The sequence below is a fragment of the Pseudomonas sp. TE3786 genome (genome assembly GCF_054057335.1).
This window is the reverse complement of the sequence record NZ_JBSRZF010000006.1, coordinates 228,209-244,532: the sequence shown is the minus strand read 5'-3', so window position 1 is coordinate 244,532 and position 16,324 is coordinate 228,209. Positions and strand designations below refer to the sequence as shown.

Genomic DNA, 16,324 nt, shown 5'->3' with positions numbered 1-16,324 from the left:
TCGCCACTATATATAGCGGTGCCGCGAAAGGCGGCCTCCCGCCTTTCAGTACTCAAATTCAGGAAATCTCCGATCCATGGGCAAATCGCTGGTCATCGTGGAATCCCCGGCCAAGGCCAAGACCATCAACAAGTATTTGGGTAGCCAATACGTGGTGAAGTCGAGCATCGGCCATATCCGTGACCTGCCTACCAGCGGTTCGGCCAGTGCAGCCAAGGAGCCCGTCAAGCGTGGTAAGGCTGCTGCAGCCGACGCGCCGGTTCTGAGCGCCAAGGAAAAAGCCAAGCGCCAACTGGTATCGCGCATGGGTGTCGACCCGGAGCACGGCTGGAAAGCCAAGTACGAAATTCTTCCTGGTAAGGAAAAGGTCGTCGAAGAGCTACGCCGTCTCGCCAAAGATGCTGACACCATCTATCTCGCAACCGACTTGGACCGCGAGGGGGAAGCCATTGCCTGGCACCTGCGCGAAGCCATCGGTGGTGATGACAGCCGCTACAAGCGCGTGGTGTTCAACGAAATCACCAAGAAGGCCATCCAGGAAGCGTTCTCCAAGCCTGGTGAGCTGGACATCAACCGCGTTAACGCCCAACAGGCACGGCGTTTCCTCGACCGCGTCGTGGGCTATATGGTCTCGCCGCTGTTGTGGGCCAAAATCGCCCGTGGCCTGTCCGCCGGTCGTGTGCAGTCGGTTGCCGTGAAGCTGGTGGTGGAGCGTGAGCGCGAGATCCGTGCGTTCAACCCCGAAGAATACTGGGAAATCCACGCCGACCTGGGCACCGCCAAAGGTGCCAATGTGCGCTTTGAAGTGGCCCGTCAGAACGGCGAGGCCTTCAAGCCGCTGAACAAGCAGCAGGCCGACGCCGCTCTGGCCAAGCTGAAAGACTCCGCGTACAGCATCGTCAAGCGTGAAGACAAACCGACCAGCAGCAAGCCATCGGCACCTTTTATTACCTCCACCTTGCAGCAGGCGGCCAGTAACCGTCTGGGCTTCGGTGTGAAGAAGACCATGATGATGGCCCAGCGCTTGTACGAAGCCGGCTACATCACCTATATGCGTACCGACTCCACCAACCTCTCGGCCGACGCCGTGACCATGGTGCGCGACTTTATCGAAGGCGAGTTCGGCAAAAAGTACCTGCCGGCCAAGCCGAACGTTTACAGCAGCAAGGAAGGCGCGCAGGAAGCGCACGAAGCGATTCGTCCCTCCGACGTCAACCTCAAGCCGACCCAGCTGTCGGGTATGGAACGTGACGCCGAGCGCCTGTACGAGCTGATCTGGCGCCAGTTCGTCGCCTGCCAGATGCCACCGGCGGAATACCTGTCGACCACCGTCAGTGTCAAAGCCAGCGAGTTCGAGCTGCGCGCCAAGGGCCGTATCCTCAAGTTCGACGGTTACACCCGCGCCATGCCGCAGATCAGCAAGCCGGGCGATGACGACGTGCTGCCGGACATGGGCGAAGGCGAAGCGCTGAAGCTGCTCAAGCTCGACCCGAGCCAGCACTTCACCAAGCCGCCGGCACGCTACTCCGAAGCCAGCTTGGTGAAAGAGATGGAAAAACGCGGCATCGGCCGTCCATCCACCTACGCGGCGATCATTTCCACCATCCAGGAACGCGGCTATGTGGCCCTGCACAACCGCCGTTTCTACTCGGAGAAAATGGGCGACATCGTTACCGAGCGCCTCAGCGAAAGCTTCTCCAACCTGATGGACTACGGCTTTACCGCCGGCATGGAAGAGAACCTCGATGACGTCGCCCAGGGCGAGCGCGAGTGGAAACACGTGCTTGACGAGTTCTACGGCGACTTCAAGAAAAAGCTCGAAGTGGCCTCGGAAAGCGACAAGGGCATGCGTGCTAACCAGCCGACCCCGACTGACATCGCCTGCCGCGAATGTGGCCGGCATATGATGATCCGCACCGCGTCCACAGGCGTGTTCCTCGGTTGCTCGGGTTACAGCCTGCCGCCGAAAGAGCGCTGCAAGTCGACCATCAATCTGGTTCCCGGTGATGAAATCGCCGCAGATGACGAAGGTGAGTCGGAATCCCTGGTCCTGCTCGGCAAGCACCGCTGCCCGATCTGCGCCACGGCGATGGATGCGTATTTGCTGGATGAAACCCGCAAACTGCATATCTGCGGTAACAACCCCGATTGCGCCGGCTACGAGATCGAGCAGGGCCAGTACCGCATCAAAGGCTACGAAGGTCCGAGCCTGGAATGCGACAAGTGCGGCAGCCAAATGCAACTGAAGACCGGCCGTTTCGGCAAGTTCTTCGGCTGCACCAACCCTGAGTGCAAGAACACCCGCAAACTGCTGCGTAGCGGCGAGCCTGCGCCACCCAAAATGGACGCGGTGAAGATGCCGGAGCTCAAGTGCGAGAAGGTGAACGACACCTACGTGCTGCGCGACGGTGCCAGCGGCCTGTTCCTGGCCGCCAGCCAGTTCCCGAAAAACCGCGAAACCCGCGCGCCGTTGATCATCGAACTGATCCCGCATAAAGACGAGATCGATCCGAAGTACCACTTCCTGATGTCGGCGCCGAAGAAAGACCCGGATGGCCGTCCAGCCGTAGTGCGCTACAGTCGCAAGACCAAAGAGCAGTACGTGCAGACCGAAGTGGAAGGCAAACCGACCGGTTGGCGCGCCTTCTACGATGGCAATGCCTGGAAAGTCGAAGACAAGCGTTAAGCCCTAGCACGCGCGTCAGCTCCGGCTGGCGCGCGTATAGTGAGTCTGTCTGCTGTGGAGGGTGCCGCAATGGCCCATGAACTCTATACCCGTACCAATCAAAAACTGTTTTTCGCTGGCCTGTCGCTGGAAGCCTGGCGCCGCGCCGAAGAAGGCCAGGCGGTTAACGCCCCGGCGCTGATCCTCGCCGAGCGCGAAGCCTGCCTATTCCACTTGTATGGCGCGTTGTTGGGTATTTGCCATGAAGTGGCCGGTTACTACCGCTTTGAAGAGGTGAATGTGCCGCGCGTTGAAGCCATCCTGACGCCTGCCGTACTGGGCGCTACGCCCAGCCCGGAGCTGGCCGAGCTGGTGGAGCTGGCGCAGCAATCGGAAACCTGGTTGGCGCAACTGATCAGTGCCTATCAGGCGCTGTTCCAGCCGCCGAAGGCACCAGCCAAAGCCAAGATCGACCCCACTTTGCCGCTGATCCAGGCCTACAGCCTGGACGAAGAAGAGCCGCTTCTGGCCCGCGCCGAGCTGGAAAGCTGGCGTCAGCAGCTCAAGGTGCTGGCCTTGCGTTTCCGCGAAACCCTGAGCGAGTGCTGAAGGTTTTCTGGCCGTTGGGTCAAGTGAGTGGATGGCTGGGCTAGGGAAGAGGGCCGACGGACTGATACACTGCCGGCCTTACGTGGAGATTTAAGTTTATGCCTACATCCTTTTTGGAAATTGTCGAGTTGCCTGACGGGCGTATCGCGCTGCGTCGTGCCGAGGATGAGGAGGCATTGGTCGTGTTGGATTTCTCGGCAGATGCCAAGGCATTCCTCCAGGGCCACCATGTAGAAGTAGCCAAAGCCATGCTCAACGTGGGCGTACAGATGGCCGGCCGATTGGCCGAAGGTGATTTCGAGAAGGAAGAAGGGCCGCGGGTTCTGCATTGATCCTTTGCTGCCGTGCTCTGTGCGCAGGTTGGGCAAACGCATCGCTTAAAAAGCATCGCGGCTGAAGCCGCTCCTACGGAACGCACAATCCGTAGGAGCGGCTTCAGCCGCGATGCTTTTTTTACAACGATTAACCCAGACTGATATTCAAACTCTGCGCTTTGCCATCGCGGGCCGCGCTGGCCAGCTGATCGCGAGCAGGGCGGTGCAACGGATGCAACCAGCTCACCACCGTATGGCTACGCCCCAGGCGCAGCGCTTCGCAAGCCAATTCCAGCGGGCTTTGCCCGGCACGGGGTTGCAGCAGCAGAATACGTTCACGGTTCAGACCGGCATCGCGTAGCCAGGCCTGGGTGAGGCTGGCGGGCGGGGCGATCAGGGTTAGCCAGCGGGCGTCCTGATTCTGGCTGAGTTCACGCAGGATGGGTGCCAGCAGGTGCAGGCAGTTCCCGGCAGCGCCACGCAGCGACAGCTCGCTGAATGTTTCTGGCTCTGGTTCTTCGAACCAACCGGTTTCCACGATATCGGTCAACAGCGGCGCCGACGATTGCGTCAGGAAGGCGTCGAACAATGGCAGTTGGGAACGGTCCAGCGCTTGTGGGAACTGCATACAGCCTCCTCAGCGGCGAATAACGCCGACACTCAATCCTTCGATAACCAGATCCTGTTCATGCAGGTCGATTTCGATGGGGGCGAATTCGGGGTTTTCAGCGATCAGCCAAACTTTGTCGCCTTCACGCTTGAAGCGCTTTACAGTGACTTCGTCGTCAATGCGGGCAACCACGATCTGGCCATTACGGGCTTCTTTGGTGGTATGTACGGCAAGCAGGTCACCATCGAGAATGCCGATGTCTTTCATGCTCATGCCGCGTACGCGCAACAAGTAGTCTGCGCGAGGGTGGAAGAACTCGGGGTTGATGCGGCAAGATTCTTCGACATGCTGTTGGGCCAGAATCGGCGCACCGGCAGCCACCCGACCGATGATGGGCAGGCCGGTTTCTTCGTCGCTGCTCGGTTCGAAGCCCGGAATGCGAATGCCGCGCGAGGCACCAGGAGTCATCTCGATGGCCCCTTTACGGGCCAGGGCCTTCAGGTGTTCTTCGGCCGCGTTGGGCGATTTGAAGCCCAGTTGCTGCGCGATTTCGGCACGGGTGGGCGGGTAACCGTTGTCTTCAAGGCATTGCTTGATGAAGGCGAGAATCTCGGCTTGGCGTGGCGTGAGTTTTAGCATGTCCGGTCTCTGTCTTTTTATACAGTGACTGGGATTATATACAGTGATCGGCGCTTGGCAATGCTCCTTTTTATAGATAGGCAATCTTTCTCTACCAGGGAGCAGGAACTGTAGTGGGGAAGGGCAGTTACCGGCATTCGTGACTGACCAGCCAAATTACGGTTGATGCGGCTTGACAATCTCTACGGCTGAAACGTATGTTTCAAACAAGTGTTTGTCAGGTGATTCCCATGGCTCAGTCAGAAACAGTCGAACGCATCCTCGATGCCGCGGAGCAACTTTTTGCGGAGAAAGGTTTTGCCGAGACCTCCCTACGTTTGATCACCAGCAAGGCTGGGGTCAACCTGGCGGCTGTGAACTACCACTTCGGTTCGAAAAAGGCCCTGATTCAGGCGGTATTCTCGCGCTTTCTCGGGCCGTTCTGCACCAGCCTCGAACGTGAGCTGGACCGCCGCCAAGCCAAACCGGAAAGCAAAGCCAGCCTCGAAGAGCTGCTGGAAATGCTGGTGGAGCAGGCCCTGGCGGTAAAACCTCGCAGCGGCAACGACCTCTCTATCTTTATGCGCCTGTTGGGGCTGGCGTTCAGCCAGAGCCAGGGCCACTTGCGCCGTTATCTGGAAGACATGTACGGCAAGGTATTCCGCCGTTATATGGGCCTGGTCCATGAAGCCGCGCCGCGCATTCCACCCATCGAGCTGTTCTGGCGTGTGCACTTTATGCTCGGCGCGGCGGCGTTCAGCATGTCCGGGATCAAGGCGCTGCGTGCCATCGCGGAAACCGATTTCGGCGTCAACACCTCGATTGAACAGGTGATGCGTCTGATGGTGCCGTTTCTGGCTGCCGGTATGCGCTCGGAAACCGGCGTCACCGACGAAACCCTGGCTACCGCTCAACTGCGTCCGCGCAGCAAAACCGCGACCCCGGTGCCTATCCTGAGCAAGGTGTAAAGCGCCAAAACGCCTGCTGCAAGCGGCAGGCTTGATGGGCTAAGCTTGCCGCCCATGACGATTCTCGATTCCCTGCATATCTCCATCGCCGACCAGCAGCTCTACGGTTTTGCCGCAGGGCGTTTGCTGCTGCGTCTGCCGGTGTCCACCGCGTTGAATGGCGCGGGTGAGCAAAACGGTTCGAACAAGACGCCTCGTGGCTTGCACCAAGTGCGCGCCAAGATCGGCGACGGTCTGCCGCTAGGCGCGGTGTTGCGTGGGCGGCGCTGGACGGGGGAGACCTGGAACGCCGCGCTGCATGGGCAATTCCCCGGTCGCGACTGGATCCTCACCCGCATTCTCTGGCTCAGCGGCTGCGAGCCAGGCATTAACCGCCTTGGCGCGGTCGACACTTTCCGCCGTTACATCTACCTGCACGGTACCCCCGACAGCGAGCCGATGGGCATCCCGCTGTCGCACGGCTGCATTCGCCTGCGCAACACGGACGTGCTGGAACTCTTCGAGCGCGTGCCCGTGCACTGCCCGGTAAAAATCGACGAAGCCGCGTGCCCGCAGTGGGCCACGGCAGACCTCTGCTAAGGATTTGTTATGACTGTTGGCCTCAAAGGCTCATTGATGCTGGATATCGGCGGCACCTGGCTGACCGCTGAAGACCGGCAGATTCTGCGTCAGCCGCAAGTGGCCGGACTGATTCTGTTTGCGCGCAATATCGACGACCCGCGCCAGGTGCGCGAGCTGTCCGCCGCCATTCGCGCCGTGCGCCCCGACCTGCTGTTGGCCGTGGACCAGGAAGGTGGCCGCGTGCAGCGCTTGCGCCAAGGCTTTGTGCGCCTGCCGGCGATGCGTGCGGTGGCCGATAACGCCAATGCCGAATGGCTGGCCGAGCAGTGCGGTTGGCTGATGGCGACCGAGGTATTGGCGGTGGGGCTGGACCTCAGTTTCGCCCCGGTGCTGGATCTGGATTACCAGCGCAGCGCCGTGGTTGGCAGTCGCTCCTTCGATGGCGATCCGGCCCGTGCAGCGCTGCTGGCCGGTGCCTTTATCCGCGGCATGAACGCCGCCGGCATGGCGGCTACCGGCAAGCACTTCCCCGGCCATGGCTGGGCCGAAGCCGATTCCCATGTGGCGATCCCGGTGGACGAGCGCAGCCTCGAGGAGATTCGCGCCAACGACCTGCAGCCCTTCGCCCGCCTGAGCAAACAGCTGGCGGCGGTGATGCCGGCGCACGTGATCTACCCGCAGGTGGACGACCAGCCTGCCGGCTTCTCGCGCCGCTGGTTGCAGGACATTCTGCGTGGCGAGCTGCAATTTGAAGGGGTGATTTTCAGTGACGACCTGTCGATGGCCGGCGCCCATGTGGTCGGCGATGCCGCCAACCGCATCGAAGCGGCGTTGAGCGCGGGCTGCGACATGGGCCTGGTGTGCAACGACCGCGCCGCCGCTGAGCTGGCGCTGAGTGCCCTGCAACGTCTCAAGGTCAGCCCGCCAACCGGCCTGGCGCGGATGCGCGGCCAGGGATTCGCCACTACCGACTACAAGCAGAGCCCGCGCTGGCTGCAAGCCGTAGGCGATCTGCAGGCTGCACAACTGATCTAACTCTCTTAGGACTTCCTACATGACCGTTTACGCAATTATCGGTGGCACCGGCCTGACCAAACTGGAAGGCCTGACCATCAGCGCTGTGCTGAATATCGACACGCCCTACGGTGCGCCATCGGCGCCGATCATGCGCGGCAACTATGCCGGCCGCGAAGTGCTGTTTCTCGCCCGCCACGGTCACCCACACCGGATTCCGCCGCATCAGGTGAACTACCGGGCGAATATCTGGGCGCTCAAGCATGCCGGGGCGGACGTGGTCGTTGCCGTCAACGCAGTGGGTGGCATTCACGCCGCCATGGGCACCGGGCACTTTTGTGTGCCGCACCAGATCATCGACTACACCCACGGCCGCGAGCACACCTTCTTTGCCGGCGAGCTGGAGCACGTTACTCATATTGATTTCAGCTACCCCTACAACGACATTCTGCGCGACCAGCTGATCGAAGCCCTGGCCGCCGAGAACGTGGCGTACAGCAGTCATGGCGTGTATGCCTGCACCCAGGGCCCGCGCCTGGAAAGCGTGGCCGAAGTGGCCCGCCTGGAACGTGACGGTGCCGATATCATCGGCATGACCGGTATGCCCGAAGCCGCCCTGGCCCGTGAACTGGAACTGCCCTATGCCTGTCTGGCTCTGGTGGTAAACCCCGCGGCGGGCAAGACCCACGCGGTGATCACCATGGCCGAGATCGAGCGGGCGCTGGATAACGGCATGGATAAAGTGCGCGCTACCTTGGCGCGGGTGCTCGCTGGCTAAGCCCTGATCACCGTCGTCCCAGCGCAGGCGGGATCCAGAATGCGCCAGGAACAGGTGCTCGGCGAAATATTCTGGGTCCCAGCCTGCGCTGGGACGACGGGTGTTTTTGTTGGGATGTTCGTAATACCCGCCTAGGACGAATACAGCGCAAGACCCCTCCGATGGAGCTACATTTCAACCAACCTCAGGTTTTGCCGCAGGTTGTTTGAACGGATGTCAGGGAACCGGCATCCATGTCTCAGCTTCAAGACTTGTTCTATCGGAGGACTCGAGATGAACAGTGCCGCCACTGTCGATGAAAGCGCCTTTCGCCGCATGTTGACCCGCAATCTGGTTTTGCCAATAGGTTCGGGGGTAGTGGGCACAGGCCTGTTTATCGCGCTGATCGCCTATCTGCTGTATGTGCTCAGTTGGGTGGAACACACCGATCAGGTTATCGCCCAGGCCAACGAAGGCTATCGCCTGACCATCGACCAGCAGGCCGGGTTGCGCGGTTACCTGCTTGCCGGCGAAGCCGAAGTGCTGGGGCCTTACGAAGAGGCGCGCAGTCGTATCGGCGACCATATGCAGGGCCTGCGCGAGTTGGTCAAGGACAACCCCGGCCAGCTCGAACGCCTGCGCGATATCGAAGACTTGCAGCAGCGCTGGGCGTTGGCCTCCGCCAAGCTGATCGAGCAGCGCCAGGCCAGCAATGCTCCGCCGGGCACGGTAAAGGTCGCGGGCGGTTCGCTGATGGACAGTATCCGCAAACACTTCAACGACTTTATCGCCACCGAGCAGCAGCTGCGTCACGAGCGCAACGAGCGCGCCAGCTTCACTGCCATTGTCACCATCAGCCTGTACGCGATCTTCAACCTGTCATTCAGCGGCCTTCTGGCCTTCTTTGGCCGCCGCGAGCTGCTGGGCCTGTCGCGCTTCTACGGCAGTCTATTGCAGCAGCAGGAGACGGTGAACGAGCAACTGCAACAACAGGCCTGGCAGCGCGAGGGCCAGTCGCAGCTGGCCGAACGTATCATTGGCCAGCCCAACACGTCCTCTATCGGCATGACGGCTTTGAGCTTTCTCGGCCACTATCTGGATATGGTGGTGGGTGCCTTTTATGTGCGTCAGGACCAGGGTCATCTGGAGCGGGTCGCCGACTACGGCTTCGACGCCGAACAGCAAAGCACGCCGCAAATTTTTGCGGACGGCAGCGGCCTGGTGGGGCAGGTGGCGGTAGAGCGACGGGCGCGGGTGATTCCGGGTCTGAGTGCCAATTACCTGAAGGTGAATTCCGGCTTGGGCAGCGACGCACCCTTGGCCGTGATGCTCGCGCCGATCGAGAACAATGGCGCGGTCAACGGGGTGCTTGAACTGGGCTTTATGCGCGAGCTGAGCGAGCGCGAGCAGACCTTTGTACGCTCCCTTACCGACGGCCTGGGCACCTCCATCGAAGTGGCGCGTTATCGCCAGCGACTGCATGAGTCGCTGCACGAAACCCAGCAGCTCAACGAAGAATTGCAGGTGCAGCAGGAAGAGCTGCGCAGCGCCAATGAAGAGCTGGAAGACCAGTCGCGGTTGATTCAGGAAGCCCAGGTCAATCTCGAGCAACAGCAAGCCGAGCTGGAGCAGACCAACGACCAGCTCAACGAACAGACCCAGTCCCTCACCCGCCAGCGCGACGAGCTGGATGAACGCAACCATGCCCTGGCCGACGCTCGCGGCGAATTGGAGCAGCGGGCCAGCGAGCTGCAGCGCGCCAGTACCTATAAGTCGGAATTCCTCGCCAATATGTCCCACGAACTGCGCACGCCGCTGAACAGTTCGCTGATTCTTTCCCGCCTGCTGGCGGACAACGGTAAAGGCAATCTGGATGAGCAACAGATCAAGCATGCCGAGCTGATCTACTCCTCCGGCAAGGACCTGTTGGCCCTGATCAACGACATTCTCGATCTGTCCAAGGTCGAGGCCGGGCGTCTGGAAATTCGCCCGGAAGAAACCTCGCTGATGCGTCTGGCGCACAGCCTGGAAAGCCTGTTCCAGCCCCAGGCTGTGGAGAAGAAACTGGCCTTTGCAGTGCGTGTGGCCAGTGATGCGCCGGTGCATTTTGTCAGCGATGCGCAGCGCGTCGAGCAGGTGCTGAAGAACCTGCTGTCTAACGCCTTCAAGTTCACCACCGCCGGCACCATCAGCCTGAGCATCGAGCCGGCCGACGGTGGAGTGGCCTTTATCGTCAGTGACAGTGGCATAGGCATCAGCCCCGAGCAGCAACAGGTGATTTTCGAGGCCTTCCGCCAGGCCGATGGCAGCATCAATCGCCACTTCGGTGGCACCGGCCTGGGCCTGTCGATTTCGCGCAACCTGGCCGAGGTGCTCGGTGGGCATATTCAGGTGCACAGCGAATCGGGCAAGGGCAGCCAGTTCACCCTGTGGCTGCCGCTCAACTATGCAGACCCGCTGCCCCCTCCGACGCTTGATCCCAATCGCCTGTTCCTGGCCCGCGAACCCAGCGCCGCCATTCACCCGGCACCCAGCGAAGCGCCGCGCAACGAGGCGCTGGGCCGTCCGCAAGCGAGCTTTCCCGATGACCGCGAGCGCCACGATATGCCCGGGCGCTGCGTGCTGGTTATTGAGGACGAGGTGAAGTTTGCGCAGATCCTCTTCGACCTGGCCCATGAGCTGCACTACCGCTGCCTGGTGGCGCACAGCTCCACCGAGGCCAACCTGTTACTGGCTACCAACCAGCCGGACGCGATCTTGCTGGATATGCGCCTGCCCGACGAACCGGGGCTGTCGATCTTGCAGCGCCTCAAGGAAGACCCGCGCACCCGGCATATTCCGGTGCATGTGATTTCCACCGACGACCGCACCGAGCTGGCCCTGCACCTGGGGGCCATCGGCTATGCGCAGAAGCCAACCACCCGCGAATCGCTGGTGGAGGTGTTCTCTCGCCTGGAGGCGCGGCTGACGCAGAAGGTGCAGCGGTTGTTGATTGTCGAGGGCGATGCCCGTCAGCGCGACAGCATTGCGCAATTGGTGGATGACCTGGAGATCGAGGTCACTGCGGTTTCCCATGGCGAGCAGGCCTTGCAGTTATTGCGACAGATGCCGTTCGATTGCATGGTCATCGACCTGGAGCTGCCGGACATGCACGGCAACCAGCTGCTGACGCGCATGGCCAGCGAGCATATCGACGCCTATCCGCCGGTGATCGTCTATGTCTCGCGGCCGCTGACCCGTGGCGAAGAAGAGAGCCTGCGCAAGCATTCGCGCTCGATCATCATCAAGGGCGCACGCTCGCCGGAGCGCCTGCTGGATGAGGTGACGCTGTTCCTGCATAAGGTCGAAGCCCCGACCGGCAGCCAGCGTCGAGCACCGAGCAAGGCAGCGCGCAACCGCGATGAGGTATTTGCCAATCGCCAGGTGTTGGTGGTGGACGACGATATGCGCAACGTCTACGCGCTGATCAGCGCTTTGGACGAGAAGGGCGTGCAGGTGGTCAGTGCCGGCAATGGCCGAGAGGCGTTGGACAAGCTGGACGAAAACCCGGACATCGATCTGGTGCTGATGGACGTAATGATGCCGGTGATGGATGGCTACGAAGCGACAAGGCGGATTCGCCAGGACGCGCGCTTTAGTAAGTTGCCGATCATTGCGGTGACGGCCAAGGCGATGAAGGACGACCAGGAACTATGCCTGAAGGCCGGGGCCAGCGATTACCTGGCTAAACCACTGGATCTGGAGCGCTTGTTTTCCTTGATTCGGGTGTGGTTGCCGCGTTCCGATATGGCCTGATTTCAGCTGTGAGTTCGACGCAATATTCTGGGTCCCAGCCTGCGCTGGGACGACGGAGTAACTGTATAAATCTCCGTCATCCCTGCGCAGGCTGGGATCCAGATGCGCAAGCAGCAGTCGTTTACTCGGTCGCTTTCTGCTCAGCAACTCCACGCTTAGGCTTAGGCGCAAACTTCGCCGCCAAGCGCATCGAGCCCACCACCACGCGCTGATACAGCGACGGCAGCAGCCGTTGCATGGCATCCAGCGCCCAGGCATCAGCACCAATCAGAATGCGCCGGTTATTGCGCAGTACACCGCGCAAAATCACCTGCGCCGCTTTGTCCGGGGTGGTGCGCAGCAACTGGTCGTTGAACTGCTGTCGTGCCTGATCCGCTGCCTGGCCGGTGACCTTGCTCAGGCTTTCATTCATCCGCGCGGTTTTGGCGATATTGGTCTTGATCCCGCCCGGGTGCACGCAGCTGGCCGATACCGCGCCGCCCGCCATGTCGAGCTCCTGGCGCAGCGATTCGGTAAAGCCGCGCACGGCAAATTTGGTCGCGTTGTAGGCGCTCATGCCCGGCTGGGCGAACAGGCCGAACACACTCGATACGTTGACGATATGGCCATCGCCCGAGGCCTTGAGGTGCGGCAGGAACGCTTTGCTGCCGTACACCACGCCCCAGAAGTTGATGTTCATGATCCATTCGTAATCGGCGTAGTCGTTGCCTTCGACTGTGCCGCCCTGGGCGACGCCGGCGTTGTTGAACACCAGGTTGACCCGACCGTGGTCGAGCACCACCTGGTTGGCCCAGGCATGCACGGCTTCACGCTCGGCAACGTTGACCTGATTTTCGGTAACGGTGACACCCAGCTTGCGCGCCGTGGCGGCGGTTTCCGCCAAGGCTTCGCTGTTCACATCGGCCAGGGCCAGGTGGCAACCCTGCCGGGCCAGGCCATAAGCCAGAGCGCGGCCGATACCGGAACCGGCTCCGGTAATCGCGGCGACTTTGTTTTCGAAGGACTTCATGCTGCCACCTCGCTGGCCTGAGCCACGGTAGGTAGATAGCCCTGAGCCGGATGGGCAGGCTGGGCGCGATTGAAATGATAGGCCGCTGGGTCGAAGTTGCGCGTCAGCAGGCGAAAGCGCCAGGTAAAGCCCGGCCATACCGTGCAGTTACGGCCACTGATCGGGTGCAGGTACCAGCTCATGCAACCGCCGGCGTTCCATACGGTTTTGCCCAACTGACCCTGGATCCTGGCGTTGAAACGCTCTTGCACGTCGCGCTTCACTTCCAGGCTTTGCAGGCTTTGCTTGTCCAGCAGCCTGAGGGCGCCGAGTACGTACTGAATCTGCGATTCGATCATATAGACCATCGAGTTATGGCCCAGCCCGGTGTTCGGCCCCATCAGGAAAAACAGGTTGGGGAAGCCGGCGGTGAGGGTGCCTTTGTAGGCCTGCGGGCCTTCGGGCCAGGTGTCGAGCAGGTCGACGCCGTCGCGGCCGAAGATCACGCCACGGGGCATGGGGTCGCTCGGGGTGAAGCCGGTGCCGAAGATGATCGCGTCGATGGGGCGCTCTTTGCCGTCCGCGGTGACGATGCTGTTGGCGCGGATCTCCTGGATGCCGTCGGTGATCACATCGACGTTCGGCTGGGTCAGGGCCGGGAAGTAGTCGTTGGAGATCAACACACGTTTACAGCCCATGGTGTAGTTGGGCGTGACCTTGGCGCGCAGCACCGGGTCCTTGATCTGCTTGTTGATAAAGGCTTTGCCGACCCATTGGGCCAGTTTCATGATCCGCGGCAGCAGGGCGAAACCGATCACCCGGCTTTCCAGCACGCCGTAAATCAGGCCGCGCCAGACCTTCTGCGCCAGTGGGAAGCGCTTGAAGCGCGCGCGTTCTTTGTCGCTGATGGCGCGGTCGGGCTTGGGCATGATCCATGGGGCGGTGCGTTGGTACAGGTCGAGCTGGCCGACCTGTTTCTGAATCCGCGGGACGAACTGGATGGCCGAAGCGCCGGTGCCGACCACGGCGATGCGTTTGCCGGTGAGGTCATAATCGTGGTCCCACTGCTGGGAGTGGAAGACTTTGCCGGTGAAGTTGTCCAGGCCATTGAGGTGCGGAATCGACGGGGTGGAGAGGGCACCCATGCCGGACACCACAAACTGCGCGGTGTAATGGTTGCCGGCGCGGTCATGGATGCGCCACAGCTCGGCCTGGTCGTCCCAGCGCATGCCGGCGACTTCGGTATGCAACAGGGTGTTATGCGCCAGACGGTATTTTTCCCAGCAGCCTTCCAGATAGCTTTTGATTTCCGGCTGGCGGGCGAACATACGCGTCCACTCCGGGTTCGGTTCGAAGGAGAAGGAGTACAGGTGCGATTGCACGTCGCAGCCACAACCGGGGTAGTTGTTGACGCGCCAGGTGCCGCCAACGCCGGCTTCCTTTTCGAACAGCAGGAAGTCGTTATCGCCTTGCTGTTTCAGGCGAATGGCCATGCCGAGGCCGGAAAAGCCGCTGCCGATAATGGCGATCTTGGTGTGCCGCACGGTGCGCGGGGTGGCGTCGGTAGGGGTGGCATGTGGTTGTGCGCCCATGAACAAGCTCCTGTTGTGATTGTTTTCGCTGTCTACAGTGTGTGTCTTGCTAACCGTGTATACAATCGTATACCTTGGCTCCATGTATACACCCGTATACCGGAAACTCAACCCAATCTTCCGTAGGGGCGACCACCTGCCATGACCACCACGGCTGAGCCATCTGCTACCAAAACCGTTACCGCCCAGGGCAAACGTTTGTTGCTGGATGCCGCGCTGCGCCTCGCGGCAGTGAGCCGTAGCCTTAGCGGTCTGGGCCTGCGGGAGTTGGCGCGGGAGGCGGGGTTGAACCCCAATACCTTCTATCGCCACTTCAAAACCGTGGACGATCTGGGCCTGGCGATGATTGCCGAGTTGGCCGCGCGCATTCGCCAACCGCTGCGCGATTTGCGTTTCGAAGCCGCCGAACGTGCGGGCCAGAACACCCCGAGCAAACTGACCTTCGGCGTTGACTTGGCCCGCGGCCAACGGGTGTGCAGCGAAACCGTAGAGCTGTTTTTCCACTACGCCGCGCAGAACCCGCAGGCCTTTATCGTTGGCGTGCGCGAACTGCACGGCAGCTCCAGGGTGCTGCGTGAAGCGCTGGAACAAATGATGGAAGGCTTCGCCAACGACATGGCCGAGGACCTCGGCAAGCTGCAGCTGCTGCCGAGCCTGGAACCGGCAGCGGTGCGCCAGGTGTCCTCGATGATCAGCCGGCAGTTGTTTCAGCAGTCGCTGGAATACATCGAACAAGTCGAGCGCCGCCCGCAGATCTGCGCACAGGCGCAGCAGCAGATTCTGATGATGTTTGCCGGGGCCACGGTGTTGCAGGCGGTGGGGGAGTTGAAGCTGTAACAGAGAACTGTAGGAGCGGCCGGCCCGGCCGCTCCTACAAGAGCGAGGTCAGATCAGCCGCTAAAACCGAGGCGGTCTTTCCAGCGTTGTTCCAGCACCTTGGTGTCGTGGTCGAACGGGTGGAAGCCGGGGCGGTAGTAGTCGAGGTACGGCAACACCAGCTTGGTCAGGAAGCCGTCACGCAGGCTGAATAGGGTGCGCAGGCCGCGGCCCCAGCTGCGCAGGTTGAACAGCTGGCGGTCTTTGCGCAGCAGGTGCACCTGGAACCAGCCGATCACGCCGAAGAAGATCACGGTGGAGATCGCCATCATTGCCACGCGGGTGAAGTAACCACCGCCGACGGCCTGGTAGGCGTCGTAACACACGGCTTTGTGCTCGTTCTCTTCAATCGCGTGCCACATCCACAGTTGGTACATCTTCGGGTCGTCGATCTGGGTGGTCAGGTCTTCGCGCTGTAGCAGTTGCTGGGCCATGGTGGCGGTGAAGTGTTCCAGGGCGCAGGTGGCGGCCAGGCGCTGTTTTTTGGTGGTGATCTTGGTCACCCACTCCAGCAGCACCTTGATGCGCAGCTCGAGCTTTTCCAAATCGATATCGTGTTGGGCGGCGTACTCGTTGTAGGTCGCGTGCTCTTTGGAGTGCATGGCTTCCTGGCCGATAAAGGCGCTGATGTCCTTTTTCAGCTGCGGCTCGGTGATGGTGTCACGCACGGCGCGCACGCTGTCGACGAAGAACATTTCGCCATAGGGGAACAGCGACGACAGGTTGTTCATGAAGTGGGTCATGAACGGGTCGTTGCTCCACCAGTACTTTTCCGTTTCGGCAAAGGTGAAGTCCATGCGTCGCACCGGAAAGCTGGCGTTGGGCTTGGTCAGTTTGGAGGGCGTTGGGATGGCGGTCATGGGAGGCTCCTGACGATCGCTAGCAAGCGATCTTTCTTGTTGTACGGCTCAGGGTTGATCACTGATTGCTTTCAATGATTGGCCCAAGCTGGCAACA

At 61.0% G+C, this 16,324-nt stretch carries 14 protein-coding genes; 9 read left to right on the top strand and 5 right to left on the bottom strand.

Features of this window, described 5'->3' with window-relative positions; genetic code table 11:
* The first annotated feature begins 76 nt into the window (after positions 1–76).
* From topA to ACVW0Y_RS09825, 3 genes are all read left to right on the top strand, one after another.
* Positions 77–2,686 carry a type I DNA topoisomerase gene (topA, locus tag ACVW0Y_RS09835; RefSeq protein ID WP_457437875.1) on the top strand — a complete coding sequence of 870 codons (2,610 nt, stop codon included), beginning with the start codon at positions 77–79 and terminating at the stop codon, positions 2,684–2,686.
* A gap of 69 nt (positions 2,687–2,755) precedes the next feature.
* Positions 2,756–3,274: a DUF6586 family protein gene (locus ACVW0Y_RS09830; protein WP_457437874.1), complete on the top strand. Its 519-nt coding sequence runs from the start codon at positions 2,756–2,758 to the stop codon at positions 3,272–3,274.
* Between the two features lie 98 nt (positions 3,275–3,372).
* Positions 3,373–3,606, top strand: a complete 234-nt coding sequence (locus tag ACVW0Y_RS09825) for a hypothetical protein (RefSeq protein WP_108097353.1) — start codon at positions 3,373–3,375, stop codon at positions 3,604–3,606.
* A gap of 130 nt (positions 3,607–3,736) precedes the next feature.
* On the opposite strand, the gene sulA is transcribed toward ACVW0Y_RS09825, so the two are convergent.
* Positions 3,737–4,216: an SOS-induced cell division inhibitor SulA gene (gene sulA, locus ACVW0Y_RS09820; protein WP_457437872.1), complete on the bottom strand. Its 480-nt coding sequence runs from the start codon at positions 4,214–4,216 to the stop codon at positions 3,737–3,739.
* A gap of 9 nt (positions 4,217–4,225) precedes the next feature.
* Positions 4,226–4,837, bottom strand: a complete 612-nt coding sequence (lexA, locus tag ACVW0Y_RS09815; protein ID WP_457437871.1) for a transcriptional repressor LexA — start codon at positions 4,835–4,837, stop codon at positions 4,226–4,228.
* A gap of 230 nt (positions 4,838–5,067) precedes the next feature.
* Between lexA and ACVW0Y_RS09810 the strand changes: the two genes are divergently transcribed.
* The 5 genes from ACVW0Y_RS09810 to ACVW0Y_RS09790 all read left to right on the top strand — a co-directional run bounded on the left by ACVW0Y_RS09810 (position 5,068) and on the right by ACVW0Y_RS09790 (position 11,911).
* On the top strand, positions 5,068–5,784 hold the full coding sequence (locus ACVW0Y_RS09810; protein ID WP_457437870.1) for a TetR/AcrR family transcriptional regulator: 717 nt from the start codon (positions 5,068–5,070) through the stop codon (positions 5,782–5,784).
* Positions 5,785–5,838: 54 nt separating this feature from the next.
* A complete protein-coding gene (locus ACVW0Y_RS09805) occupies positions 5,839–6,363 on the top strand; it encodes a L,D-transpeptidase family protein (RefSeq protein ID WP_457437868.1) in 525 nt (174 codons plus the stop codon).
* 9 nt (positions 6,364–6,372) lie between these two features.
* Positions 6,373–7,380 (top strand): beta-N-acetylhexosaminidase, encoded by a 1,008-nt coding sequence (gene nagZ, locus ACVW0Y_RS09800; protein WP_457437866.1) that lies wholly within the window; start codon positions 6,373–6,375, stop codon positions 7,378–7,380.
* A gap of 19 nt (positions 7,381–7,399) precedes the next feature.
* Positions 7,400–8,137 carry an S-methyl-5'-thioinosine phosphorylase gene (locus ACVW0Y_RS09795; RefSeq protein ID WP_457437864.1) on the top strand — a complete coding sequence of 246 codons (738 nt, stop codon included), beginning with the start codon at positions 7,400–7,402 and terminating at the stop codon, positions 8,135–8,137.
* A gap of 273 nt (positions 8,138–8,410) precedes the next feature.
* On the top strand, positions 8,411–11,911 hold the full coding sequence (locus ACVW0Y_RS09790; protein ID WP_457437862.1) for a response regulator: 3,501 nt from the start codon (positions 8,411–8,413) through the stop codon (positions 11,909–11,911).
* Between the two features lie 121 nt (positions 11,912–12,032).
* Here ACVW0Y_RS09790 and ACVW0Y_RS09785 read toward each other — a convergent pair whose 3' ends face one another.
* Both ACVW0Y_RS09785 and ACVW0Y_RS09780 read right to left on the bottom strand, forming a co-directional pair.
* Positions 12,033–12,920, bottom strand: coding sequence for an SDR family NAD(P)-dependent oxidoreductase (locus ACVW0Y_RS09785; RefSeq protein WP_457437860.1), 888 nt, complete (start codon positions 12,918–12,920; stop codon positions 12,033–12,035).
* A complete protein-coding gene (locus tag ACVW0Y_RS09780) occupies positions 12,917–14,491 on the bottom strand; it encodes a flavin-containing monooxygenase (protein ID WP_457437859.1) in 1,575 nt (524 codons plus the stop codon). The genes ACVW0Y_RS09785 and ACVW0Y_RS09780 overlap by 4 nt, the downstream gene beginning before the upstream one ends.
* 141 nt (positions 14,492–14,632) lie before the next feature.
* Here ACVW0Y_RS09780 and ACVW0Y_RS09775 point away from each other — a divergent pair, with 141 nt between their 5' ends.
* A complete protein-coding gene (locus tag ACVW0Y_RS09775; RefSeq protein ID WP_457437858.1) occupies positions 14,633–15,328 on the top strand; it encodes a TetR family transcriptional regulator in 696 nt (231 codons plus the stop codon).
* A gap of 53 nt (positions 15,329–15,381) precedes the next feature.
* Here the strand turns inward: ACVW0Y_RS09775 and ACVW0Y_RS09770 are convergent, their stop codons facing one another.
* The gene (locus ACVW0Y_RS09770) at positions 15,382–16,227 is read right to left on the bottom strand and encodes a metal-dependent hydrolase (protein WP_457437856.1); all 846 of its coding nucleotides are present in this window, start codon (positions 16,225–16,227) and stop codon (positions 15,382–15,384) included.
* Between the last annotated feature and the right edge of the window lie 97 nt (positions 16,228–16,324).